This window comes from Dyadobacter sp. Leaf189 (assembly GCF_001424405.1).
Taxonomy (GTDB): Bacteria; Bacteroidota; Bacteroidia; order Cytophagales; family Spirosomataceae; genus Dyadobacter.
In genome coordinates this window covers 59,024-85,853 of record NZ_LMPS01000001.1, presented here as the reverse complement: position 1 = coordinate 85,853, position 26,830 = coordinate 59,024, and the positions used below count along the sequence as shown (strand labels likewise).

The 26,830-nt window shown below is 46.7% G+C and carries 20 protein-coding genes; 9 read left to right on the top strand and 11 right to left on the bottom strand.

What is annotated here, in order from left to right; all coding sequences use genetic code 11:
* Positions 1–62 precede the first annotated feature (62 nt).
* On the bottom strand, positions 63–1,130 hold the full coding sequence (locus ASG33_RS00395) for a mannose-1-phosphate guanylyltransferase (RefSeq protein ID WP_056279184.1): 1,068 nt from the start codon (positions 1,128–1,130) through the stop codon (positions 63–65).
* A gap of 258 nt (positions 1,131–1,388) precedes the next feature.
* On the opposite strand from ASG33_RS00395, the gene ASG33_RS00390 reads away from it, so the two are divergent.
* A complete protein-coding gene (locus ASG33_RS00390; RefSeq protein ID WP_056279182.1) occupies positions 1,389–4,463 on the top strand; it encodes a carboxypeptidase-like regulatory domain-containing protein in 3,075 nt (1,024 codons plus the stop codon).
* Between the two features lies 1 nt (position 4,464).
* Here ASG33_RS00390 and upp read toward each other — a convergent pair whose 3' ends face one another.
* Entirely contained in the window at positions 4,465–5,109 is a 645-nt protein-coding gene (gene upp, locus ASG33_RS00385) for a uracil phosphoribosyltransferase (protein ID WP_056283050.1), read from the bottom strand.
* Positions 5,110–5,234: 125 nt separating this feature from the next.
* Between upp and ASG33_RS00380 the strand changes: the two genes are divergently transcribed.
* The 5 genes from ASG33_RS00380 (at position 5,235) to ASG33_RS00360 (ending at position 12,671) form a co-directional block, all read left to right on the top strand.
* Positions 5,235–7,013 (top strand): capsule assembly Wzi family protein, encoded by a 1,779-nt coding sequence (locus ASG33_RS00380; protein WP_056279179.1) that lies wholly within the window; start codon positions 5,235–5,237, stop codon positions 7,011–7,013.
* An 11-nt stretch (positions 7,014–7,024) separates the two neighbouring features.
* The gene (nadC, locus tag ASG33_RS00375) at positions 7,025–7,888 is read left to right on the top strand and encodes a carboxylating nicotinate-nucleotide diphosphorylase (RefSeq protein ID WP_056279177.1); all 864 of its coding nucleotides are present in this window, start codon (positions 7,025–7,027) and stop codon (positions 7,886–7,888) included.
* Positions 7,889–7,912: 24 nt separating this feature from the next.
* On the top strand, positions 7,913–10,027 hold the full coding sequence (locus tag ASG33_RS00370) for a helix-hairpin-helix domain-containing protein (protein WP_056279176.1): 2,115 nt from the start codon (positions 7,913–7,915) through the stop codon (positions 10,025–10,027).
* A 12-nt stretch (positions 10,028–10,039) separates the two neighbouring features.
* A complete protein-coding gene (gene recQ, locus ASG33_RS00365) occupies positions 10,040–12,211 on the top strand; it encodes a DNA helicase RecQ (protein ID WP_409012491.1) in 2,172 nt (723 codons plus the stop codon).
* A gap of 145 nt (positions 12,212–12,356) precedes the next feature.
* Positions 12,357–12,671 (top strand): hypothetical protein, encoded by a 315-nt coding sequence (locus tag ASG33_RS00360; protein WP_056279175.1) that lies wholly within the window; start codon positions 12,357–12,359, stop codon positions 12,669–12,671.
* A gap of 5 nt (positions 12,672–12,676) precedes the next feature.
* Here ASG33_RS00360 and ASG33_RS00355 read toward each other — a convergent pair whose 3' ends face one another.
* The 5 genes from ASG33_RS00355 to ASG33_RS00335 all read right to left on the bottom strand — a co-directional run bounded on the left by ASG33_RS00355 (position 12,677) and on the right by ASG33_RS00335 (position 19,643).
* Entirely contained in the window at positions 12,677–16,453 is a 3,777-nt protein-coding gene (locus ASG33_RS00355) for a DEAD/DEAH box helicase (protein ID WP_056279172.1), read from the bottom strand.
* A gap of 85 nt (positions 16,454–16,538) precedes the next feature.
* Positions 16,539–16,979 (bottom strand): NUDIX domain-containing protein, encoded by a 441-nt coding sequence (locus ASG33_RS00350; RefSeq protein ID WP_056279170.1) that lies wholly within the window; start codon positions 16,977–16,979, stop codon positions 16,539–16,541.
* Between the two features lie 53 nt (positions 16,980–17,032).
* A complete protein-coding gene (gene lpcA, locus ASG33_RS00345) occupies positions 17,033–17,617 on the bottom strand; it encodes a D-sedoheptulose 7-phosphate isomerase (RefSeq protein WP_056279168.1) in 585 nt (194 codons plus the stop codon).
* Between the two features lie 62 nt (positions 17,618–17,679).
* The gene (mnmD, locus tag ASG33_RS00340; protein WP_056279165.1) at positions 17,680–18,336 is read right to left on the bottom strand and encodes a tRNA (5-methylaminomethyl-2-thiouridine)(34)-methyltransferase MnmD; all 657 of its coding nucleotides are present in this window, start codon (positions 18,334–18,336) and stop codon (positions 17,680–17,682) included.
* 38 nt (positions 18,337–18,374) lie between these two features.
* On the bottom strand, positions 18,375–19,643 hold the full coding sequence (locus ASG33_RS00335) for an aspartyl protease family protein (RefSeq protein ID WP_056279163.1): 1,269 nt from the start codon (positions 19,641–19,643) through the stop codon (positions 18,375–18,377).
* A 299-nt stretch (positions 19,644–19,942) separates the two neighbouring features.
* Here ASG33_RS00335 and tpiA point away from each other — a divergent pair, with 299 nt between their 5' ends.
* On the top strand, positions 19,943–20,704 hold the full coding sequence (tpiA, locus tag ASG33_RS00330) for a triose-phosphate isomerase (protein WP_056279161.1): 762 nt from the start codon (positions 19,943–19,945) through the stop codon (positions 20,702–20,704).
* Between the two features lie 158 nt (positions 20,705–20,862).
* On the opposite strand, the gene ASG33_RS00325 is transcribed toward tpiA, so the two are convergent.
* The 4 genes from ASG33_RS00325 to ASG33_RS00310 all read right to left on the bottom strand — a co-directional run bounded on the left by ASG33_RS00325 (position 20,863) and on the right by ASG33_RS00310 (position 25,303).
* Positions 20,863–22,098 (bottom strand): OmpA family protein, encoded by a 1,236-nt coding sequence (locus tag ASG33_RS00325; protein ID WP_056279159.1) that lies wholly within the window; start codon positions 22,096–22,098, stop codon positions 20,863–20,865.
* Between the two features lie 82 nt (positions 22,099–22,180).
* Positions 22,181–22,939, bottom strand: a complete 759-nt coding sequence (locus tag ASG33_RS00320) for a DUF5672 family protein (protein WP_056279157.1) — start codon at positions 22,937–22,939, stop codon at positions 22,181–22,183.
* Between the two features lie 15 nt (positions 22,940–22,954).
* Positions 22,955–23,917: a glycosyltransferase family 2 protein gene (locus tag ASG33_RS00315; protein ID WP_229238518.1), complete on the bottom strand. Its 963-nt coding sequence runs from the start codon at positions 23,915–23,917 to the stop codon at positions 22,955–22,957.
* Between the two features lie 114 nt (positions 23,918–24,031).
* Positions 24,032–25,303, bottom strand: coding sequence for a hypothetical protein (locus ASG33_RS00310; RefSeq protein WP_056279152.1), 1,272 nt, complete (start codon positions 25,301–25,303; stop codon positions 24,032–24,034).
* A 96-nt stretch (positions 25,304–25,399) separates the two neighbouring features.
* On the opposite strand from ASG33_RS00310, the gene ASG33_RS00305 reads away from it, so the two are divergent.
* Positions 25,400–25,948 (top strand): hypothetical protein, encoded by a 549-nt coding sequence (locus ASG33_RS00305; RefSeq protein ID WP_056279150.1) that lies wholly within the window; start codon positions 25,400–25,402, stop codon positions 25,946–25,948.
* A gap of 20 nt (positions 25,949–25,968) precedes the next feature.
* The gene (locus ASG33_RS00300) at positions 25,969–26,757 is read left to right on the top strand and encodes a cysteine hydrolase family protein (protein ID WP_056279148.1); all 789 of its coding nucleotides are present in this window, start codon (positions 25,969–25,971) and stop codon (positions 26,755–26,757) included.
* Positions 26,758–26,830: the final 73 nt, after the last annotated feature.

The window sequence follows — 26,830 nt, the reverse complement described above, 5'->3', positions numbered from 1 at the left end:
GTTACTGGATAAAAACAAAAAAGCCAGACCTCACAGCCTGGCATTTTTCTAACGGTATCTCCTTATACATATTTCGGATTCAACTCCTTCGCCTGGGCCACAAACTCCTTCACTTTCTGTTCTTCTTCTTTTTTGCAGATCAAAAGCACTCCGTCGTATTCAGCTACGATGAAGCCGTCAAGACCGTTGATTACAACAAGTTTGTCTGCCGGTGTTTTGATGATTGAATTTGTTGTATTGTGCAGGATCAGGTTTCCGTCTGTTACATTCAGGTTCGAATCTTTTTCCGAAACTTCATACAGTGACTTCCAGGTACCAAGGTCCGACCAGCCGAAATTGCTTAAAACCACGTGAACGTTGTCCGCTTTTTCCATAATCGCGTTGTCGATGGAAATGCTGCCGCAATGCGCATACGCGCGCTGAACAAACGAATCCTCGGTTTCAACATAATAGTGGTTTTCGCCTCCGCTGAATATTTCTGCGATCTCAGGCTGGAACTCGTTCAATGCCTTTTTAAATGCATTGATATTCCAAACGAAAATGCCTGCATTCCATACGAAATCGCCGCTGTCTAAAAACTGCAATGCAAGTTCCAGATGAGGTTTTTCGGTGAAGGATTTAACCTTTTTGACGGTCAGTTTATCAGGAATGTACTGAATGTAACCATATCCGGTATCGGGCCGGGTTGGCTGGATACCCAGCGTAACCAGGATATCTTCATTCCGCGTAGCTCCCAGAGCAACCTTGATGGTGTCTCTGAAAACGTCACTTTTAAGAATAATATGGTCAGCAGGCGCTACCACCACATTCGCATTGGGATTACGCGCTGCGATCTTGTAACAGGCATAAGCAATGCAGGGCGCTGTGTTCCTGCGGTTCGGTTCCAGCAGGATCTGATCATCAGACAATGCCGGGATCTGCTCTTTTACGAGTCCCTTGTATTCCTGACTGGTGACGATATAAATATTTTCGATCGGACAAACTCCGTCAAATCTTTCAACAGTTTGTTGCAAAAGCGTCTGTCCGGTACCGAGTACATCGTGAAATTGCTTCGGGAAATCGGTCCGGCTGAATGGCCAGAATCTGGTACCCACTCCGCCTGCCATGATAATCACATAAGTATCCTGCATTACGAATATTTTGTTATAAGCGTTATTGAAAGGTCTTCAAAACTAGTGATAAAGCATCATTATGCCGGCTCTAACAGTCAAAAAGGCAAGTTAAATTACCATAAAACAGCCACTGGCTCGTAAAAACACTTCAAATCATCCTGAATACACCTGTGACCACATGATTGTCAACAAAATTTTGCCCGGATAATTCTGTCAAAAATCAAAGAAAATTTTGTACGTTACTTCTGTATAATCCACATCAAAAACTTAAAATCAATGGGATCAATTTTTACGAAAATCCATGTTCTGATCTTGCTGCTTTTGCTCCCTGCTATTGCGTTTTGCCAGATCAGCCTGAAAGGCAAAGTAACAGAATCAACCTCCCGCGAGCCGCTGGCAGGTATCAGTATTCAGATCAAAGGAAAAGTGGCGGGTACCATTACCGACAACAAAGGAGAATTTAGCCTAAATACCAGCTCTGTCCCGCCCTTCACGCTTGTCATCTCGTCAGTCGGCTTTCAAACACAGGAAGTAGCTGTTACTACCGGTCAATCCAACCTCGACATTCAATTGGTTGAGCAAATTACCTTGGGCGAAGAAGTGGTAGTATCCGCTTCCCGGGTAGAAGAATCGGTGATGAAATCCCCGGTTGCAATTGAGAAAATGAACCTCCGCGATATGCGCGACACGCCTTCCGCGAGTTTTTACGACGCATTGAATAACCTGAAAGGCATTGATATGACCACCCAGGGTTTCCTGTTCAAGTCGGTGAATATGCGTGGCTTCGGCAGCACAGGTAACCCGCGGACCGTGCAGATGATCGACGGAATGGACAATCAGGCGCCCGGCCTCAACTTCCCGCTCGACAACATTATCGGCATTCCGGAGCTCGACGTGGAAAGTGTCGAGGTACTTCCAGGTGCTGCGTCTGCACTATACGGGCCCAATGCAGTGAATGGACTGATCCTGATGAACAGTAAAAGTCCTTTTCTGTACCAGGGACTGAGTGCCAGTGTAAAGGGCGGGATCATGCACGAATCACGCAGAAATAAACCTACGACACCGTTCGTAGACGCAACAATCCGGTATGCAAAAGCATTTAATAACAAAATCGCATTTAAAGCAAATGTTTCGCTGATCAGAGCAACAGACTGGGAAGCAACCAATTACACCAATTTGAATGTCGGTGGAAATGCAGATTCCGGTCGGGGAGCGGGGACTGCGCTGGATTATGACGGGGCTAATGTTTACGGAGATGAAATTCAAACCAACATCAATGCAGTAGCACAGTCGCTGGCCAACGCGGGACAGATCCCGCAGGCAGCAGTTGGATTGGTACCCAGTAAGTTTGTAAGTCGCACAGGCTATCGTGAAAAAGATCTCGTGGATTATAATACCAAGAGCTTCAAAGCAAATGCAGCTTTACATTACCGGATCAATGAAAAAGTAGAAGCCGTCGCGCAGGTTAATTATGGATACGGAACAACCGTTTATACAGGTACCGGCCGCTATGCATTGCGCAACTTCAACCTGACACAGGCAAAGCTCGAACTGCGCGGAGATAATTTCACGGTACGTGCTTACACCACGCAGGAAAGATCGGGTAAATCGTACTTGTCCGGACTTGCGGCTGTTTCCATGCTGAACGACTTCAAACCGAATACCATCTGGTTTGGCCAGTATACCGGCGCATTCGCCACAGCGCGGGCGGCTGGCAGCGACGAGGCACAGGCGCATTTACTTTCCCGCCAAACTGCTGACGCGAATATGCCTATGCCGGGAACACCCGCCTTCGCCCAGCTTTTAGATAAGTACCGGAATATGCCCATTGTAGAAGGTGGCGGCGGTTTTGCGGATAAAACCAATCTTTATCACGTGGAAGGTTTTTACAATTTCAAAAACCAGATCAAAGTAGTAGAAGTACTTGTCGGAGCTAATTTCAGGCAGTATCAGTTGCGCTCGGCAGGTACCTTATTTGCCGATACAAAAGAAGGCCGCTCGGGAACAATCCCGATCAATGAATGGGGCGCGTTTTTGCAGGCTGGCAAATCACTCCTGTCTGACCATTTGAAACTCACCGGGTCGATCAGATATGATAAGAATGAGAATTTTAAAGGCCAGTTTACACCCAGGATATCGGCGGTAACCACTTTCGGTGAGCACAATATTCGTCTCTCCTACCAAACCGGATTTCGCATTCCCACCACCCAAAACCAATATATCGACCTGAAAACACCAGCCGGCACACTGATAGGCGGCTTACCCGAATTTGACGCGAGGTACAATCTGTCCAACGGGATATTGCGGCAGAATCTCTCGACGGAAGCAATCACAAAAGTGATCAACAGCGACCCGAGCATCGTTGCGAGTGCCACTACCTACGCCAAAGTAGTGGTAACCCAGCAAGCCACTGCCGCTATTACGCAGGCAGTTACAACGCAGGTTACCGCGGCAGTAAACCAGGCCGTGGCAGCCGGCCAGATACCCAATGAGGCCACCGCCATTCAAAACGCGATTACCAATGGTGTGAACCAGACTCTGCCAGGCGTACTTTCTTCGCAACTTCCCGGTATCCTCGCCGCACAGGTTCCCGGCCTGGTACCTACCCTGGCGCAGGCTTACGCACTCGCAAAACTTCCCAAATACAATGCGAGACGTTTACAACCCGAGCGGATTGCCTCTTATGAGATTGGTTACAAAGGAGTTATTGCAAAAAAGCTTTTTATCGATGCTTACTATTATGTGAGCCAATACAAGAACCTGATTGGTGGGGCAGTAATCGTGGTTCCTACGGCAGCGGCGGCGCCAGGGCTACCCGTGGAATCCGGCATTGGCGTGGGTAGCTTCAATGGATTTTCCAGGGTTGTAAATACATCGGAAACAATTACAACCACCGGCTTCGCGATCGGACTTAATTATGCTTTGCCGCGCGGCTTCAATGCAGGCGGAAATGTCGCGAACAATGAGCTACGCAACTTCACTCCTTCACCGGAAGTCCAGTATTCATCTTTCAATACGCCGAAGTACCGCTACAATGTCAATTTTGGCAAAAGAATCACCAGCAGCAACTCGCTGGGCTTCAATGTTGTGTATCGTTATCAGCAGGCTTTTGTATGGGAATCAAGCTTTGTGGTACCTACGAGTACGGGTATTCCTGTTTTTTCAAATACCAAAGTCCCGGCTATTCACAATCTGGACGCGCAGGTAAGCCTGAAAGTTTCCCCGATCAAATCCATTATAAAAGTGGGCGGGACCAACCTGCTGGGTAAGTCATACATTCAATCTTACGCCAGCCCGAATGTAGGCTCTACCTATTATATAAGTATCACCTTTGATGAATTGCTGAACTAGGCTATTTTTCTCCGTAAGCAAGGTCACCAGCGTCGCCCAGGCCTGGAACAATGTAGTATTGTTCATTCAGTTTCTGATCGACTGCGCCGAGCCAGAGCCTGCATTGCGGAATGCGCTGCTGCAGAAATTCAACGCCTTCGGGACTGGCGATCACGGAGGCGATATGGGTTTGAGCAGGAATACCAAAGCGAAGCAATGCATGATATACTTTTTCCATAGACCGGCCGGTTGCCAGCATCGGATCAATCAGCACAAGGATCTTGCCTGTCAGGTCGGGACTTGTGATATAGTCCATTTCAACTTCAAACTCATCCTCATCGTTAATGTGATGCCCGCGGTAAGCGCCGATAAATGCATTGTCTGCATGGTCGAAAATGTTCAGGAAACCCTGGTGAAGGGGAAGTCCGGCGCGTAAAATGGTGGCGAGGACAATCGGTTGCAGCAATGAACGAGAAGGCGCCTGCCCGAGCGGGGTCTCCACTTTGGAGGTTCGGAAGGTCAAAGTTTTTGAAAGTTCATAGGCCAGCAGCTCCCCCAACCGCTCCATATTCCGACGAAATCTCATCCGGTCTCTTTGAAAATTTACATCACGCAACTCGGCCAGATAGTGATCGGCAATGGAAGGTTTTTGGGTTAGTAAAAACATATAATCGACAGTTTTTAAGCTACTCCATGCAAGATAATACAAATTCATTGACGTAATTTGGATGTATAATTCTAAAAATTCTTCGCAAAAGTTCGATTTGTGTGAACAGTAGATTTTGTTTGCCTATGGTTCCAGGAATAAGCCGGTATCTTAAAACCTTGTTGATCATACTGGTATCCCTGTCATACGGACACGCACAAAGTTCATTTATACCATTCAACGACGACTACTACCATTTGATCGACCGCCTGGAAATCAAGCGCGGCAAACTCACGGAAGGTTTTCATTATAATACCAAACCATTTGAGAGAAAGGCGGTTGTTGCACTTACCGATTCTATTCTCAAAGAGGGAACTGTAAACTTCACCGAACGCGACTGGGAGACGATCGATTACCTTCGGGAAGACAGCTGGGAATGGACAAACGGAATGGTCGCGACTGATTCCCTGAAATACGACCAGCTTTCACGACTGCATTGGTTCAAAGTGCCGCCGAAGGGGCAGAAAAGAAGATTTTTTCATCATCCCGCCGACCTCTACAGCATTCACAACAAGGATTTCGACCTGCATTTCAACTTTACCACTACTAACTTCATTGGCCGGGATCACCTTTCCGCCGGTGGTCTTACTACCGATTCTACCATGTGGTTTACGGCGAGGGGCGTTGAGATCCGGGGTATGATCAATGAAAAGTTGGGATTTTACACCTACGTTGCTGATAACCAAGGGCGGTTTCCGAACTATATAAACAATTTTGGCGATCTGGCACAAGTCGCAAAAAGCTTCCCGGGAGAAGGGTTGGCGAAAACCACGCGCAATGGAAAAGACTTTCTGAGTGCACGCGGGTATATCACGTTTCGTCCATTGAAAAGCATTAACCTCCGCTTCGGCCACGATCATAATACTTTTGGTAGCGGCTACCGCTCACTGATCCTTTCTGATAACAGCAGCCCCTACCTCTTTTTGCGCCTGGACACCCAGCTGGGCAGATTCCATTATACCAATCTCTGGACGAGCATGATCAATGCATCTTCCAATGCTTTTACAGGAGAACTGAGGCACAAAAAGTTTGCCGCCATTCACCATTTGAGCTTCAACCTGACGGATAAGATCAATATTGGTGTGTTTGAAGCCGAAGTTTTCAACCGGGATACCGTTGGCGGCGGATATGATCTCAATTATCTCAATCCGATCATTTTTTACAGATATGTTGAATCGTATATAGGTAGTCAGGACAATGCATTGCTTGGTTTTGATTTCCGCTGGCTTGTGGCAAATCAGGCTTCTGTTTACGGGCAGTTTGTTTTAGATGAATTTTTAACAAAATTCCTTTTCAATGGCAGCAAATCCTGGACTAATAAATACAGTCTGCAAGTTGGTGCCAAGTACGTAGATGCATTCGGTGTCCCTAACCTGGACTTACAGGCAGAATATAATTTGGTTCGCCCCTACACTTACTCACATAAAGATGGTGGCCGCAATTACATGCATTACGGGCAGTCGCTCGCACACCCGCTGGGGGCCAATTTTCGTGAATACCTGGCCATTCTGCGCTACAAGCTTACTTCCCGCCTCTCAGCTTATGGTACTGTGATGCTTGCGACCCAGGGAAAAGATCCCAGCAATAATGCGATGATGAATTATGGAGGGGACATTTCTAAAAGTTACGAAGGCAGAAGTTTCAATCGTGACGGCGAAGTGAACCAGAAAATCGGCCAGGGAATCAAGGCAAGTACCAGTTTCGCGGATTTACGACTCTCTTATTCATTCGCGCATAATTTTTTTGTAGACGGCCGCTACCTTTTCAGGAACGTTAATTCGACGGATACGAAAGTGGCCGCCAGGTCCAACACCTGGACTATCGCAGTGCGCTACAATATGGCTTATCGCCAGCAAACCTATTGAAATACAACCATATGGAAACTGACCCACATGAAATTCGTAGCCTGATCCGGCTCGCATTACTGGAAGATATTGGTGACGGCGATCACTCTTCTCTGTCCAGCGTACCTGAAAATGCCGTGAAGCGTGCCAAGTTGCTCGTCAAGCAGGACGGTATTCTGGCTGGTGTGGAAGTGGCGCAGATCATCTTCGAAGAAACCGCTACGTTTTATAATGATCCCCCATTGAAAATTGATGTGTTACTTTTTGACGGAACCGACGTCAAAACAGGTGACATTGTTTTTATAGTCGAAGGTAGCGCGCGGCTGATCCTGAAAGCTGAGCGGCTGGTGCTTAATACCATGCAGCGAATGAGCGGGATAGCGACTTATTCAAGACAAATGTCATCGCTCATTGCAGACCTGCCAGTGAAATTGCTGGATACCCGTAAAACAACGCCGAATTTCCGTCTGTTTGAAAAATTGGCAGTGAAGATTGGCGGCGCGGTAAATCACCGGATGGGGCTTTACGATATGATTATGCTGAAAGATAATCATGTTGATTACGCAGGCGGAATTGAAGCGGCAATCACCGGGGCACGCAAGTACCTGGCGCAAACCGGTAAAAACCTGAAAATAGAAATTGAGACACGCAGCCTGGCTGAAGTAGATGAAGTTTTGCGGGTTGGACAGGTTGATATCATTATGCTCGACAACTTTTCACTCGACAATTTGCGCGCCGCAGTGAAAAAGATCGCCGGGCGGTTTGAAACAGAAGCTTCGGGGAATATTACCGAAAAAACCCTCCGCGCAGTCGCCGAAACGGGAGTGGACGGAATATCAAGCGGCGCATTAACGCACCAGGCGCGAAGCCTGGATTTAAGTTTAAAAGCCTTCTAACCTCTATCAACATACCAACAGCGTATGCAGTATACAGGACTTATCGCATACGCTTATTACAAAAGAGGCCACATTGGCCTGTTGTTCCTGTATTTTACCGCTTTCCTCTTCTCTTCAAAAGCAGCTCGCAGCCAGGAGCCTCCAAAGAGGGACATTGATATCAACCAGTTTGTAGCAGCACTTTTCCCTGTTCCATCGGAAGACACGGATTATTCGGAACTGTTTGAGTCACTTTTGCATCTATACACCAATCCGCTCGACATTAATGCTGTTACTGCCGACGAGCTTTCGGGCACATTGATCCTCACTGACGTGCAGGTGAGGGCATTGCTCAGCTACCGCGAACAAGCAGGTCCATTCCTGTCGCTCTACGAACTGCAAGCCATACCTGGTTACGATCTTGTCACCATCAACCGATTACTTCCATTCGTTACATTAAATCCGAAAACAAGCTCCATCCGGGAGGCTTTACGAAGTCCGGGGCAGCACTTCCTGATGTTTCGCACCGGCAGGGTACTTGAAAAGCAGAAAGGATTTCTGAAACAGGATTCGTCTTCCCATTCGGCCGCAAGCTATGCGGGAAGCCCCTATAATGCATACCTGCGCTACCGCAATGCACGCAGCGGCTCTTACAGTATTGGATTTACAATGGACAAGGATGCGGGCGAGGCGCTTTGGGACTGGAATGCAGGCCGCCATATTTTCGGCGCAGACTTTTCATCCTTTCACGCGCAAATGATGAACCGGAGAAGATGGAAGAACCTGGTGCTTGGCGACTATCAAATGCAGGCCGGGCAGGGAATGGTACTTGGGGCTGGGTTTTCTCTGGGGAAAGGAGCAGAAGTGATCAAGACCGGGTACCGCAGCACGCTGGGCTTTAAACCTTATACTTCTTCCGGCGAAGCCAACTTTTTTCGCGGCGCAGCAGCTACCTATGCTATTGACAGGTACACCACGATCTCACTATTTTACTCAAAAACCAAAAGAGACGCAGCAATAGATGAAAGCGCCGCAGGAAAACTCGTGACTTCGCTGCCCATCAATGGTTACCACCGGACAAGCAGTGAGATCGAAAAACACAATATCCTCCAGGAGCAGAATATCGGCGCGCATTTACTGCACCACCTCGCACAAAATGGGCAGATCGGCATAACTGCACTTCACACTTTCTATCCCACTACAATCCGCAAACGCAGTCTTCCGTACAATCAATTTGAATTTACAGGAAAACACAATCTGATCGCGGGCCTTCACGGAGATTATCGCTGGCGTAATTTCCACGTCTTTGGAGAAGGCGCCGTTTCGCTGTCAAAAGGTACCGGGCTACTCTTGGGAAATATTGTGAGTTTGGGTAAAAAGTGGGATGCTACTATCCTGGCGCGACATTATGCCCGTAGTTTCCATACATTTTACGGAAATGCTATTAGTGAGAATACCCGGCCTATTAACGAGAACGGACTTTACGGAGGGCTGCGCTTCATGCCGTCCCGCCGCTGGCAGTTCAGCGGCTATGTTGACCGGTTCTGGTTTCCCTGGCTGAAATTTCAGGTTGATGCACCTTCCAGCGGATTCGACTATTATCTGCATTGTCTTTACAAACCCAGTAAGCGGCTGAATGTGTATGCATTAATGCACGAAAAGCACAAGCAGCGCAATGCGCCAGAAAATAAAGCGCCAGCAACCGGACTGGTTATGTCGGTTCGCCGGACTGCCATGATTAATTTTGAATACGAAATGCCGATGAAATTCTCCTTGCGAACGAGATGCCAGGTGGGTGATTCGGGGCTGAAAGGAAAACAGAAGTCCAAGGGCATTACTGTTTTTCAGGATATTACCTTGCATTTATCCCGGATCGAACTCAGCAGTCGCATTGCATGGTTTAATACTGACGATTACGAAAGCAGACAGTACGCTTATGAAAAGGATATGCTCTACGCATTTTCCATTCCGGCTTATTCCGACGTGGGAACGCGTCACTATCTGATGCTGCGTTACACGATTTCAAAGAAAATGAAAGTTTGGGCTCGCTGGTCTCAGACCAACTATACACAACTGGAAACGATCAGCTCAGGCCTGAACGAGATTCGCGGGCACAAGCGAAGCGAACTGAAAATGCAGCTCATGTACGAGCTTAATTGATTTTAAAACAACATGGAAGACCCTAAAATGACTGTCGATAAACAGGAAGCACTTAAGAAATATTTTGGCTACGACTCATTTCGTACACATCAGGCAGAGATCATAGACTCGGTTATGCAGGGAAAAGATTGTTTCGTGTTAATGCCAACAGGCGGCGGCAAGTCAATCTGCTTTCAGATCCCGGCTATTTTACGGGAAGGATTAACCGTTGTGATCTCTCCGCTGATTGCATTGATGAAAGACCAGGTAGAGGCACTTCACGGAAATGGTATCTCAGCTGCATTTCTTAATTCCACATTGTCCTCCTCAGAACAAGACAGCGTGATGTGGCGGGCCAAACTGGGCGAGCTGAAACTGCTTTACATCGCACCGGAGCGCCTTTTCTCGGGCAATACTTTTGACCTGCTGAGAGAATGGAATGTAGGACTGTTTGCTATCGACGAATCGCACTGTATTTCTTCCTGGGGTCACGATTTCCGGCCGGAGTACCGGTCACTGAACTCGCTGAAACTTCGCTTTCCCAATGTGCCCGTAATTGCATTAACAGCTACTGCCGACAGGGTTACCAGGCGCGATATTCTGAAACAACTACGCATTGAGCATGCCGAAACCTTCATCACAAGTTTTGACCGGCCCAATCTCAGCCTTACCGTATTACCAGGCAGGAAACGCATTCAGCAAATTCAGTCTTTCATTACCAAACGTCCCAACCAGCCCGGGATTATCTATTGTTTGAGCAGAAAAGGCACTGAAACAGTAGCTGCAAGCCTCAAAAATGCGGGGCTCAAAGCAGAATTCTACCATGCCGGACTTGCGGCCGACAAACGTTCCAGAGTACAGGAAGCTTTCCTGCGGGACGATTTACAGGTAATTGTGGCAACCATTGCATTTGGAATGGGGATCGATAAATCGAACGTACGCTGGGTGATCCATTACAATCTGCCGTCTAACGTGGAGAGCTTCTATCAGGAAATCGGCCGGGCCGGGCGCGACGGGCTCCCTTCGGATACTGTGCTCTTTTACAGCTATATGGACATTATTACAAGGCAGGATATGATCAATAATTCGGAGCAGTCCGACGAGCAGAAGGAGCTCCTGCATGCCAAGCTGAACAGAATGAAGCAGTATGCGGAGGCGGACATTTGCAGGCGCCGCGTTTTGCTTAATTATTTCAATGATTCCTTCGACCGAGATTGCGGCAATTGTGATGTCTGCAAAAATCCGCGTACCCGTTTCGACGCAACGATCATCGCACAGAAGGCGCTTTCAGGTATTGCCAGAACAGATCAGAAAGTAGCAATGGGCTTACTGGTGGACATTCTGCGAGGAAGCAAAAACCGGAATGTAATTCAGCACGGGTACGAGCGCCTGCCAACTTTCGGGGTTGGAAGTGAGCTTAAAAGTGATGAATGGGCCGAGTACATCAGTCAGCTGCTCAACTCAGGCGCAATGGATATCGCTTACGACGAAGCCCACGCATTCAAGCTCAATGCACTGAGCAGACAGATTCTGAAGGGAGAGCGCAAGGTGGAACTTGTGAAATTCATCCCGCTATCAGAGCGGAAAGCGAAAGAGGAAGAACTTGTGCCGAAGGAAAAGCCAAAGCGCGAAGTCATTAAAGATGCATTGTTCGACAGGTTGCGCGCGCTCCGTAAACAACTGGCAGATGCGCTGGGTGTACCGCCTTATGTTGTTTTCAGTGACGCTACCTTATCAGAAATGGCCCAGAAGAAGCCCGTTTCCGAAATGCAGATGAAATCCATTTCCGGTGTAGGCGCAGAGAAGTTCAGAAGGTACGGTGAGACTTTCATCAATGAAATCCTGGATTTTGCCCGTGAGAATTTCAAGCCAGGTACCCGATCTGTCGCAGGCATGACATTCATTGAAACGTGGGATCTCTTCAAGTCAGGACTTTCTGTCAGGGAAATTGCTGAAAAAAGAAATCTTAGTTCCACGACCGTTATTTCTCATTTGATCAAGCTCAAAGAAGAAGGCCAGCCGATTGATTTGGAAGCCTTAATTGAGCAATCGGCATACAAGATTATTGTAAAAGCGGCTGATGAGATTCAAGTGGGGAAAAATGATCCTGTCAAGCCACTCTTCGAATTATTGGGCGAGCAATTTGACTATGGACAAATTCGTCTGGCACTCGCGATTCGGGAAGAGAAAAATAGCACTTTTTAAATATCCATTTATAGGAAAATTTGTTGGGCAAAATGCATATACGTTTTTGACTTAAATTTTCTGGCAATTGCAACCTTCTGGCCTGAAAATTGCTCTTAATGCTGTACATGGCTTTCTTTATTAGATTCCAGACATTGCATTTAATATGAAAAATCAGCGTATCCTGTTAATAGCCTCTATTTTACTTGTTCTTTGTGTTTTTGAAAAACAAGCTCGCTATAAAGCACTAAGAAGTGCAAGTGTGGAAAAAATGTACAATGTACCTGATAGAAATGGGGTCAACACCCCAATATTCGATCAGGAGCGTGTAGAAGTTTCAAGTGGTGACAAAAGATTGTACGATCCTGCGGACATTTTTGAATTTGCGTCCGCAGATAGTACGCTTGAAGCAAGTTCCGTCAAGTTCAGTGACCGGAATATGCTTAATATGACAGCTGATAATAAGCTGTTGAAATATTAAAATTCTCAGCTGAACAATCCCATAATATCTTCCTGGCTGAGCTTTTTGATAAAGCCCGATTCGCCGCCAACCAGATCTTCGGCAAGATCCTGTTTTCTTTGCTGTAACAACAGGATCTTCTCCTCAATTGTATCCTTACAAATCATCTTGTAAGCAAATACCTTCCGGGTTTGCCCGATCCGGTGCGTTCTGTCAATTGCCTGACGCTCTACCGCCGGGTTCCACCATGGATCAATCAGATACACGTAATCAGCTTCTGTCAGGTTAAGTCCTACCCCACCCGCTTTCAGGCTCATTAGGAACACGCGACAAGTCTGGTCATTCTGGAAACGATTAACCCTACCGGCCCTGTCGACAGTCTGCCCATCCAGGTATTCGTAAGGAATATTCATTTTTTCCAGATGCTGACGGATCAAATCAAGCATTCCTAAAAACTGACTGAAAATAAGGATCTTGTGATTCGATGCATTCTCTTCGATCTCGCGGGTAATTTCTTCTAGCTTGGCCGATTCATTTCCAAAATCTTCTTCTCCCGACAGGATCGATGGTGAGTCGCAGATCTGGCGCAGTTTCAACAATGCCTCCAAAATAAGGAAGCTGCTTTTATTGAGTCCCTCAGTAGCAAGCTTTTCCGCAATTTCTTCACGGTACCTCTCCCGGAAAGTTTCGTACACTTTGCGCTGCTTTTGACCCATTTCACAGAAAAGAATGGTTTCAGTCTTATCCGGCAAATCCGTCGCGACCTCTTCTTTCGTCCTTTTCAGCATAAATGGATAAACCAGCTTCCGAAGCTCAGCGGCCTTTTCCTTATCCTGATACTTATCAATTGGCGTAGCGTACTCGGTCCTGAAAAAGTCAGCGTGGCCGAGCATACCCGGGTTAAGGAATTCAAATTGAGAGTACAGGTCGAACGTATTGTTCTCGACAGGTGTACCCGTCATGGTTAGCCGGTTTTTTGCGCGCAATAACCGGCAAGCTTTTGAAGTAAGCGAATCCGGATTTTTGATCGCCTGGGCTTCATCCAAAATGATATAATTGAAATCGAAGCGACGCAGCAGCTCAACATCGCTGCGCATAGTACCGTAAGTCGTTAAAATGACATCGTATTCTACGAAAAAATCGATCTCCTTTTTCCTCGCCATACCGCGATGTACATACAACCTCAGGTCGGGCGTAAATTTCTCGGCCTCTGCCTGCCAGTTGAAAATCAGCGTAGTAGGAACTACGACGAGGTTCGTATTACTTGGATTCAGGTTTTTCTGCTGTTGCAAAAACGTCAGCATCTGCAAGGTTTTTCCCAAACCCATATCATCTGCCAAACAGCCGCCCCAGCCAAATTCATCGAGAAAATGGATCCATTTGTAGCCTTCCTCCTGGTATTGCCGCAATGTAGCTTTTACATTCCCGGGCAATGGTACATTCGGAATTTCCTTAAAGTTGAGCAGCTTCTCTTTTTTCTCCTGCAACTCCCGGAAAACATCTTCATTATCTATTTCAGAAATCAGTTCGTCAATTAAAGAGAAGTGGATTTTGGATAAATGGATCTGATCCGCATCTACCCTGCCAAACTGCATAATCGGTTCAAGCTTTGTAATCCACTCTTCCGGCAGCATTCCCAGGGACCCGTCGCTCAGCTGCACATAGTTCTGCTTTTTCAGAAATGCCTTTTTAACCTCAGACAGCGGAACAACCTGATCTCCGAAAGTGATCTCGATCTTCATATCAAACCAGTCGATACCAGATGAGGCTTGTACCTTCACCGAGCCGCGGTTGGGATTAAAACGCATTTTTTTTAGGTTATTAAAACCTAAAACATCATAATGCTTCTTCTTGGCGGCTTCCACAAACGTGAACAGCCAGCCATCTTTCATAACCTGGTCAAATGGAACATAAAAGAAGGGCTGCCCAGCCTGGTTACCGAAGCTTGGATGCAGACTTTTCAGCCATTGCCAAACTCCATTTTCAGCATTCATATCTCTTTCGAGCGTAGCGATCTGGCCATCCTTGAAGCTGGTTTTTGCCTTACGCTGATCATGCAAAAACTCGGTTGTGCCCTGCTCGTCTGCATATACATACGAGGGGACAATCAGCAGGTTTGCTTCATCTTCACGGAGGTAAAGGAGCGGCTTTTCAAATTTCAGCGGCGTGGATTGTACCTCGTGCCGCGTCTGGAACATTACATCGAACTGCTCGGTAAGCGGGATGATCCAGTCATTCAGGAAGCTGTCGCCAAATTCCTTTTTTACACGGATTTTAAATCCATTCTGGCTGAGGTAAACCGCCATTTCGGCCTCACTCACGCCTGCCCAGCGAAACAATATTTTATCATTATACAATCCCAGCCAGAAGCTGTCCAGCGACATTACCTTTTGCAGCTCGATAGGCGCGCCGGGTTTTAACTCCAGATAAGGATTAAGGGTAATGAATTCCCGGTCTTCTGTGAGTACAAAAAAGAGCTTTACCGGCTCGCGGTGGAGTTCCAGCTGTGTGAGTTGATTGTTACTCGTCACATAATCACTGTCGGCCAGGTAAAGCCGCTCGGGATCCAGGTCACTGAAAACCTTGCTGATCTGCTTGCCCACGTAGTTACGGGCTTCCAGCCGCTGCTGGCTGCTTACATCGTCAAAATGAAGATATGCATTGTAAGCCCATCCATGTTTCCGGATGAATTTCTGCAAGCCTTCTTCCCAATGCTTCGCAAGGCGCACCAGGCGCGCGTCAGCTTCCGTAAGAACGGGAATTTCGTCAGCCGCATAGTAGTGGCTCGATCCGCCGGCTATATTGCGGATATTGGTGACCTTCTCGGACTTGGTGCTGTGTTTGACAGAAAAAACGCCAAATCCAATGTCGAGCAGGTGATTTTTACCTTTTGGCCAAAACACGAAAATAGAAACCCTATCCTCTTCATCCTGCGCACCATCTGCATTGGCCACTGCGAATGTGACACTTTGCTGCGGCAGTATCCGCTCTTTGAGCTCGTCCCAGTTCTGGTAGCTGCCCACTTTTTGAAGGGCCGGATCAAGCTTGATCAGTTGCAGACCTCCCGCTTCGTCGAGACGGAAGTCGAATTTATCTTTAAAATTATCCTGCAGGGAATAACCGTATTCGGCTAGTAAGCTGTTTTTCTCGGCTGTCAGATCACGCATTACTTCAAATGCTTTCTCGCCGAGTTCTTCACGCAGTTTCAGTAAAGCCGCCAGCTTGTGCGCGCAGAGTGGCGCCCAGAGCTTTTGTCCGCAGGTACAGGAAGTATGTATTTGCCGGGTGTTTGCAACCCGCTCTAATTTGACAGTATAAGATTGCCCCTGATCTACAACCACGCACTCGGCCTCGCCTTCTTTCGCAGAAGTAATCTCCACATCCTGAACCGAGTCTTTGTTTCGCCAGGTTTCATCCAGAACGAGACTGCGCAGCTGAAAATCGCGGATTTCGCCCAGCTCCACCACAGTATCTTCCATTTCATGAACAACCTGCTTGATCGTCGGCATTTTGTCCAGGATATACAGAATTGCTGCTACCCGGTGCTTGCACAAGCCCGCCTTGTCGGGGCATGAACATTCGGTAATGATCTGAGGGGTAAGGAAATCCCGGATGTTGATCTGATAAAAATGAATGGAGTAGTCGCTTTTAACCTTAAACTCCGCAATCCCGGGACCATTGTAATCCAGCTTTAATACTTTTAAGCCGCCACTGCTATAAATGGAACGCCCTCTTGATAATACGTCCTTCTCTGTTCGTCTCAACAAGAAGTTAGATAATTTCTCCTTCTTTTCGTTTTCCATTTACCCGCTACCTTTTGAAAACGCAAAAGTACAGGATGTTTAGGTTTTATAGAAATCAGTAATGGAGATATACCGGTAATTTAACCTAGCTGATATAAGGCTGGTCAATTACACCAATGTGTGCATTGGTTGTGTTACCATTAAGAAAGTCGGTGATTTGCTTACCGATATTAGGATAAAGCCGCTTTCCGGGAAGCTCTTCCACTGGAAGCCAGACCATTTTCAGGGCTGTTGTCTGCTCAGGGTTCAGTACCGGATTCTGATCCGAAATCTCAGCCTCGAAAACAATATGTAGCGTTTCCTTTTGTACTTCCGGCCAGATCACTTCCCCGCAGCAAACCATTTCTTTTACTTCGGCCAGAATGCCTAATTCCTCTTCCAGCTCGCGGGCAAGCGCCTGGGACAGGTTTTCACCGGGATCGGGGTTTCCACCGGGTAAGGCAAAAACGTCCGTTCCGCTGTAACAATAACAAAGTGTCAGAATTGAATTATCGCGGAGTATAATGGCAGATGGGCGTACATTCATGAAAACAGTGGTGTCTGATTAGATTTAGCCCAATATAGCGTTTCCAGGGTTTTTTACTCCCGCAAAACCATTTTTTCAATTAATAACATGAAAATGTGGATCACCTTGATGTGAATTTCCTGGATCCTGTCGGCATAACCAAAATGCGGAACGCGGATTTCAACGTCGGCTAAACCGGCCAGCTTACCGCCGTCTTTGCCCGACATAATGATCACTTTCATTCCTTTCGCTTTTGCTGCTTCGGCTGCGCGCAGGATATTGGTTGAGTTACCACTGGTACTTAGTCCGAGCAAAACATCGCCCGGCTGGCCCAATGCTTCCAGGTATCTTGAAAACACGAATTCATAACCAAAATCATTACTAACGCAGCTCAGGTGACTTACGTCTGAAATCGCGATTGCAGGTAATGCGCGGCGGTTGTCGCGGTATCTTCCCGTGAGCTCTTCGGCAAAATGCATCGCGTCGCAATGCGATCCACCGTTTCCGCAAGAGATGATTTTTCCATTATGGATGATCGCCTCGGCCATTAAACCGGCTGCACGCTCAATTTTTTCTATCTGATCCGGGTCGCTAAGAAAGTTATCCAACACGGTCTGCGCTTCTTTCAACTCTGCGCTTATCAGATTCTGGTAGTTCATATTTTTCAGGCTTTTGAATTCAGATTGTAAACTTGGTGCTAATATCCGTCAATTTCACCTAATCAGATGCGGATCGCTTTCAAAACATGCGTTTTCCTGCCCGGGCCTTTGTGCCGCTCTACTTTAAACCCGGCAGCGGCCAATGCACGTTTGACAATCCCTTTGGATGAATATGTAACTAATACGCCACCGGCAGCTGTTTGGGCTGCTACCCGGGTAAATATTTCTGCCGACCAAAGTTCCGGCTGTGCACGGGGATCGAAAGCGTCGTAAAATACAACGTCAAAAATTTCATCGGTTTTAAAATCCTGTAAATGGATTTGTTCTTTCCTGAATGTAAAATATGCGGATAGCCGGATGGACTCGCCCCAGGCTGATTCGTGCAATTGCATAAAGCCTGTCCCGCCGCTCTCGCTTTCGTAGTTCAGCAATGCCGCCTCAGCCAGGTCCACGGGATAGGCTTCAATGGTTGTATAAATCACCGGCTTTTGAAGCGAGTCGGCAAGCTTCCACGCCAGAAATGCATTTAAGCCAGTACCAAAACCCATTTCAAAAACATGAACAGGATTTTCGGACTGGCTTAAAACCGGCTGCAAGCCGAGGTTGATATAAATGTGCCTGGATTCGTTCAGCGCTCCCTGCAGGGAATGATATTGCTGGTTGAACTGAGAACTGTATAAGGAATGTGAACCGTCTTCTGTGACTAATAGGCGTTCCAATTAAGCCGGATGTTTTGGTTTGTTTGGCTTAAAAATACTTAAATCATCCTTTTGAGGGTAATTTGAGTAAAGAAAATATCCCCTTTCCGCTTCACCAGCAGGTCTATGTTCTTTCCGTCGCCGCGCTGCATCAGCTTGTATATTTCGCTGACATTCAAATCGGTAGCTGCATGATCGTCGATAAAAAGCAGCTGATCTCCTTCCATTAACCCCGCTTTGGAGGCCGGAGAATCATCTACAATGTGGTTCACAATGTAAGACCGCAGGTCTGTTCCTTCTGCGCGGATTTCCATTCCGCTCATATCGTGCTCAAATTTCTCGCGCATGCGGCTCTTAACCGGCTTCAACACCATGTACTGCTCCTGATAGTTCATGGTCACTTTAAACCGGCGCAGCAATTCGCAGCCGATATTTCCCTGCCGCTCGGTACCTGCTTTTAATTTGGCACCGAATGCAATGCTATCGGGAAATGAAGCGACAATGTTGTCCATCTCAAACCTGCCCAGACGAAGCCTGTCGATCCGGCCCAGATTTCCATTGATTACACCATTAAGTCCGCGACCTAGCTGTGCTCTAATCACCTTCTCAGGCAACCTGAAAGTTTCTTTCCGGGTGTTGTTAAGCAACAATGCATGCCCTGCTCCGGTATCGATGAGCACACGGATTGGATGTTCCCTGCCATCTGCAAAAAGGGTTACCGCGTCGGTAAATGGTTTTGTGTCTTCAATGATAAGAGGATGTTTATCTCCTTTTTTAGGCTTGTACTTGTATTTATCTGGTCGCATCAGGACCAGTTCCTTTTTGGAAAAATCAATGGTAACCACGAAATTATTGAAGATCTCATATCCAAATATTCCGTGGACCGGAACACCTACATACTCAGACAACCGCAGAAAATCTTCTTCAAGGACGACAATATTCTGGTGATTTGCTTTGAGCCGGCCCATTGAAAACTGGTTGTCGATAGCAACGTGGGCTGAAATTGATTTGCCCTCGCCAGCGCCGGTAAGGTTAACCTTCCTGGTTAAACGCAGCTTGTCGGGTTTGAGCACGTAAGGATCTGTAATGATAATGGAGCTGACACCCGTGTCAAGTATAAACCGCAGGGAATCACGGTCGTTTATCTTGGCGTACAACAGGATCAGGTTGGAATGCAGCTCGAACGGAATGCGCGTTGATTTATGGTTTTTGTCTAAAAAGTAACCATATTTTTCCTCTGAAACGGGTGGAATGTCGTCTGTATGTGCAAGAGAAACGGTGCTAGTAAAAAGTATGATCGCCAGTAATAACCACTTAGACGTTTTCATCGTGGCCTCCTTTCTTTTAAATCCGGATTGTTAAGTCTTCTGTTAGCGCAAAAAACACTCTGATCATAAATGGCTTAAACTCTGTCTTTTATTCTCTTCTGTGTACACAAAGTATCAAACTCCACGGCTATGTAAAGCGAGTAAATTTAATGTTTTTTGTCTCATTTAAACACAAAAAAATCTTTGTATTTAAAAACTTTCTGTGTTTTTATTTAACAATGCTGTTTAATCAGGTAAATGACAGAATTATGATAATTTTGTTGCGTAAAATGAAGTTTTTTCACAATTAAAATTTTCTCATGCGAAAAAAAATTGTTGCCGGTAACTGGAAGATGAACAAGGTTCTGGATGAGGCAGTTGCGCTTACTTCTGAATTAGTAAATATGGCCAATGATGAAGTGCAGAATGACGCGCAGATCATCCTTTGTCCGCCTGCCATTTATCTGACCACTATTAAAAAATATATTGAAAACGCACCTAACTTTTCGCTGGCAGCACAAAATTGCTCAGACAAAGTTTCGGGCGCATTCACTGGTGAGATCTCCGCACAAATGTTGCAATCGATCGGTGTGGAATATGTGCTGATCGGGCATAGCGAGCGCCGCCAGTACTTCAATGAATCCAATGCAGTACTTGCCGAGAAGGTAAATGTGGCGCTGGCAAATGGCGTTTCCCCGATCTTCTGCTGCGGCGAGTCTTTGCAGCAGCGACAAAATGAAGATTATATCGGCTTTGTAAAAAACCAGCTTACAGAAAGCCTTTTCCACCTTTCCGAAGCTGACCTGCTGAAAGTAGTGATTGCGTATGAGCCAATCTGGGCAATTGGAACGGGCTTGACCGCGAGCGCATTGCAGGCACAGGAAATGCACGCTGCATTGCGCCAGCACATTGCGGCAAAATATGGTGAGTCAGTAGCAGAAGAAATCTCGATTCTGTACGGAGGCAGCGTAACAGCCGCCAGCGCACCAGAACTTTTCGCTTCCCCAGACATCGACGGCGGCCTCGTAGGAGGAGCTTCGCTGAAATCTAGGGAGTTTACCAATATTATTAAGGCCAGGTAAGGATTGCTTTATCGAACCTGTTTGTCATTCTGAGCATTTCCTTTTTGTCACATTGAGCATCCTTTTTTGTCACACTGAGCGGAGTCGAAGTGAGTGGCGTACTGCCTTTTCCTTCGACTCCGCTCAGGATGACAAAAAGCGATGCCCCCTACCCCCTTTTACGCTTCCGTAATCACAAACTCCACTCTCCTGTTTTTACGTCTCTCCTCGGCGCTGCCTTGGCTTAATGGGCGGGTGGCTCCGTAGCCTTTGGCTTCAATGCGGCTGGATTCTATTCCCTTTTCCACCAGATACGCCTGAACTGACTCGGCCCTTTTGCGTGATAATTCCAGGTTTTTGTCAAAATCACCTACATTATCCGTGTGGCCTTCAATGCGGATCCGGATGCTTTTGTTCTCCTTCATCATGTCCACCAGCCTGTCCAGCTCTCCGTAAGATTCCGGCAGCAATGCGAATTTGGAAGTTTCAAAGTAGATATTCGGCATCGTGATCGTTTCACCAACAGCTAGCGGATTCAGGTAAAAGTCACGGCTGAATGTACCTTTCCCAGTAGAATCGGCCGGACTTATATTGTAGCTTGTACTGTAAAAACCTTTAGCTGTAATACGGAAATCGTACTTCTCAGATGGATCAAGACCGATTTTGTACTTACCCGACGAGGATTTGATTTGCAGCGAATCCCCATTTTCAACGTACCTGATCTCGGCGGCAATGGGCTGCTTTGTCTTTGCATTGTAAACGGTTCCCCTGAAAACAGCCACTCCGCTTTCATTTACAGTTTCTTCTTTTTGAGGCTCAGTCTTAGGTATAACAGGCTCCGTAGCGGGCTTTTTCACGGGCGCCTTTGCTTTCGCACTGGCTTGCTCTGCTTTCTGCGGCTGCTTTTTGAGCGGATTCTTGATGTGAACACCATAGAAATTCCACGACTGCGTTCCTTGCGAACTCCGGCCTTCATAAAAATCAAATTCTTCAATACCCGGACTTAATCGCTCGAAATAGGCAACGAAATTGACGGTATCTCCCGGAGTTACATTCTTCTTACCCGCAGTTGGAATGTTCTCGGCTTTGATAAACTTAAACTTCTTCTCGATCTCCCCTGGCTTGTACAGCCTTGTCTCGGGATCAAGCCAGATTTGACTGGATCCCATTCCCGGACCTTGTTTTGGATTAAATGGGAAAGGAATCACCTGTTGCTGCTGTTTCGGCATACCTGATGCCTTATCTACAAACTGCAGATGGATGATCGTGTGCTGGTCTGTTAATTCAACACGCCTGATCCTGACGTACGGAGCCGACTGTTCATCAACTCTCGGGTTTTCGGTAACCTGTCCGAAGGTATCATTCAAGGAAAGTGTAATGGCAAATGCAAATGCCAGAAACGATCTGAAATTCATGACTTTTAACTATTAAATTAAACAACTGCAAGAACGCCCGTAGGGAGCTGATAGTTTGTTAAAAATTGTTAAAGTACAGAGCTTACTGATTTTCAGGAATAAAGCGGTTCCAGAATGCGGGATCGTAGCGTTCCCAGGCGTGACAGGCAAAGGGCAGACGGTGGTTTGTGAGTTCGTAAGTTGCTGCAGGACTTTTTTCAAATGCAAACTCCAGCGCCTCACGCCACGAAGGCTGCTTCATAAATAGCTTCATAGGGATCAGCCGCGTTGCTTCCTGGGAAAACAGCATATCTTCATTTCCCTTCCATTCAGGGTAAAAAGTACGGTATATTTTCAGGTAACGGATAAATGTATCCACCTTCCGAAGCGAAAGTCCGCCATTTAAAACAATGCGGTTTTGGGTCAATGCATCAGCAAACTGCTGCGCCTGCTGTGCATTCAAAGTGTCGAATGCAGGCTGGTGTAAAGATGGTGCTCCGATATAATCGTAACCTTTCGCGCACCAGGCCGAAAGTTCATCCCTGAACACATAAGCATCCAGCTGGTAAATCAGGATATACGGATAGGCGATGAATTTTTGATAGAAATCAATGGAAGTGAGCAGGCGGTTATACGCAGCAATCCCATTGAAACATTCATCTTTAAAAGAAACCTGCTGAACAGAAGGAATAGCGTCGAACTCCGGGCTCAGTACCAGGCTTTCCGGCTTAACAATAATGATTGGATAGGCAGACAGCACTTTAGCGCATTGCCTCAGGGAAATAGCCTCTCCGTCAGTCAGACCGGTCTGGTAAACTGGAATCACAACCGCTGCGGGGGCATTTTCCTGATCTGATTTCACGCTAATAAATTGTATTTATTCCAACAAGTCGCCGATCGCCGGCAGCCACCAATCTTTGCTGCTGAACCGGTAGTACCCCCTCAACACCTGATTTACAATGGGTGTAAACCTTTGCGCCCGGTTATCAGGCAGGGAAGCGCGGCTTGAAAAGTGACGCTGAGACAAATATAACTTGATCAGCTTCTCACGCGGCACAAAAGGCAGCGCACGTAGTAACAGGTACATATCATTCAGCTTGGCCGCTTTTTCTGCCAGGGGTTCCAGCTTCTTTTTCCGGTCTCTGATGAACCTGTCTTTCAGGTGCACTTTCTCGGTTTTTCCACCAAAACCTACTTGCTGACTGGAATGGATCCGGTAGGAGATCAGCGGTTCTGTGATAAAGTCTATTTTGTTTTCCAGACTCAGCACCATTGCAATCCATGCGTCGTGGATCAGGTCGGGTACGTGGGTCGGGAATGGGGTAAGTCGCTGCAGGCACGATTTGCGGATTGTGAGTGTGGCGCCTGTCACTACAAATCCGTGAAAAAGGATCTCGTGCGGTTTCCCTTTCTTCCACTTTGTCTGTCCCGCCGCATTGAATTCAATTTCCTCCCAGATATTCCTCCCGATGGGTTTCGAATCATCATCAATCATGATCGCGTCGCTGAAAACCGCATCAATATCGGGGTGCTGGGTCAGGTAGGTAACCTGCTTTTCCACTTTGTCGTCCCGCCAGAGATCGTCCTGGTCGCAGAGGAAAATGATATCTCCCTCGCATAGTGAAAGGCATTTCTCAAAGTTCTTGGTTGAACCCAGGTTTTGCTCATTTACATATATCCTGACAGGAAATCCACTTGTTTCGGCAAATTTCCTGATGATTTCGATCGTATTGTCTTTTGAACCGTCGTCGCAAACTACCAACTCGTCGACAGACAAAGTTTGGTCAGCAATACTCCTTAACTGCCCTGAAATAAACTTCGAGCCGTTGTAAGTACACATGGCCACTGATATCATAATGTGTATATAGATTTAACTGAAAAATGCCGCAATTTAATACTTAGAGACTCCTTCCAGCAAATTACTTTGCCATTTTTGCTATTCATCATTGGTTATTCATCTTGATTTTTCGGGAATGCTGATCACTTTGTTATCAACCGCCCACGACATTATTTCGGAATACGCAGCTGCATCCCGGTAATATACCAGCGGCGTGCTATGGTCTTGCTGCCATTGCCAAATTGTGGTAACCACTTCGTTATTCGTCTTTTTCAGCTCACGCAGATTATTGAAGTAAACAAAACCCCAGAGTACCAGGCCAAAACCTGCTATATACTTCAGAAACGCCGGCTTAATGATCTTTAAATCCAGGAATATGAGTACCAGCATGATCGGTATGGTGGCTGTAAAAAACATGTATCGAGGTGCTATACCTCCACCGGCCTTTGCGTCAAAGCGTGAAATAGCAACAATGATACCAGTGAGAATGGGCAGCGACAGCATGCTGTATAGCAAAGGATTTTTGAATGCATAACCCTTTAAAAAAAGCCAGAGCCAGGTCAGCATTACTATAAAGCCAACGCCCATACAAACCACAATATTCCCTACCTGTCCCGAACCGGGGTTGAGATAAACAAAGCTTCCAAGGAACGTAAACAACAAACGCGCCATCCATTCGATATTGAAAGGCACTTTACTCGCTGCATTCACAGTCGGCAAGTGCAGGAATGTGACGCCGAGCATGATCAATGCAAGTACAGCCCACACGCCGAGCATCGCCCACTTCCTTTGTATCAATAAGATAAAGCCGCCCAGAAACAATGCGATAAAGCCATTCCCGAATGAAAGTACCGCGAGCGTGGCAGCAATAAGACTCAAAAAAAAGTAGCCGCTCACCAGCTTGTCCGCCTTGCTGGCTGTGTACAAACTGAGAAATGAGAAGAAAAAAACGGTATAATGCTGAATTCCTCCCCAGTAGTAGAATGTAACCTGCCAGAAAGCCAGACTGAAAAGGAAAATGGAGGATATAAGTACAATTTCGGGACTTAGCAGCCTGCTGTAGCTGATAATACGGAGTAGCAGGGCGAAAAAGCCCAGCAGGAAAATGTTCTGAATTAAAACCAGGTTCCGGAAGCTGAGCTGATCGAACAGGGAATAGTAGATTGCCGCGCAGGATTTGGAGAACAAAATACGGTGTTCATTGTGGCGGCTGAGCAGAATATCTTTACGCACACTAAAAGAACCAGTGTCGAAAAAGAAGCGCCGGATGAAGTTCAGCGTTGTATCGTAATCGTCAAACGAAGGCACATTGATCGCATTTCCAAAGAGCGTAAAAAGGAAGATTAAAAAGATGACAGCGCTCAGAGAGATGGATAGATATTTAGACATATCTGATATTTTTGTCAAAAAACCTCATGCTTTAATGACCGATAAAGTTAAGCGGAGGAATCCGGGATTCTAAATAAAGTTATCAATCTCATTTGAATGGCGTTACCAGATCAGCTAAAAAAGGCAATTATCCAGATGCCTGCCAAAGAGAAGGATAAACTGCTTCTCCGGCTCATTACCAAAGATAAAACACTCTCCGACAGGCTTCATTTTGAACTGATTGAAGACAGCTCGACTATCCCCGAACGTCGGGAAGATATTATGGCGACTATTATGCGTACGTCGAAATTTAACCAGAATACACCGGGCTGGATTTTGATGGATATGCGGAATCTGAGCGGCGAGATTGCTTATCATGTAAAGGTTACCAAAGACAAAATCGGCGGCTTGGAGCTCAATCTGTTCCTGATGAATACCTTTCTGGAAGCTTACCCTTCTGTCCTGAAAACCTATTCGTCACGCGCCGATACCTGTGCATTGTATATCGCCAAAAAGGCACAGACGATTTTGAATGGTTTGAACAAGCTGGACGAAGATTACCGGGTAGATTACATCAAAGATGCCAACAGAATGCTGCAGCTGGTTTACAGTTTATGTTCCAAAATGTATGCGCGACAGCTGGAACTCCCCGGCGAGATCGAATAGTTTTTATCTAAACTAACATCATGAAAAAGACCGCTCTGCTGATTATAGATGCACAATATGATTTTTGTAATCCGCAGGGGACGCTTTTCGTGCCCGGCGCTCAGGAAGATATCGCGCGGCTGACCAGGCTGATCGCCCTCGACGGGGACCACATTGACAGTATCTTTGTCACCCTCGACACGCACAAAGTCCTCGATATAGCGCATCCTCTTTTCTGGCAAGACCAGAATGGAAACACAGTCGCGCCATTTACATTGATAACCCTGGCTTCTGTTAAGTCAGGCAAATGGACGCCACGGTACCACCAGGAATATGTGACTGAATACCTGGAAACTTTGGAGCGGCAGGGAGAATTTCAGCATTTCATCTGGCCCGAGCATTGTTTGATCGGTTCCAAGGGCGCTGCGTTGGATGATTCGCTGCTGGAAGCCATTCTGGCGTGGACACACCGGACTGGTCGCGATTATGTCGCAGTTCAAAAAGGGATCAATCCGCTTACCGAGCATTTTGGTGTTTTCAAAGCGCAGGTACCTGTTGCAGGAGCAGCAGAAACGGAGCTTGACACTGCATTTCTGGGAAAGTTGAATGCATTTGACCAGATCCTGATTGCCGGTGAAGCGAGATCGCATTGCGTTGCCACCAGCATTGCCCAGATCATCCGCTATGCGCCTGAGTTGATCCCGAAAGTAATTGTGCTGTCAGACTGTATGTCCGACGTGACCAACTGGGGACACCTGGCTGATCCGATCTTTGAAGACGCTGCACAAAAAGGAATGTCTTTCCGGCAATCCGGCGCTATATCTTTCTGATATACTACTCCTATTTCCATTTCTGCAAGCCAAACTAAATAGGTCCGGTTTTGGTTTGCATTTAGATACGTCA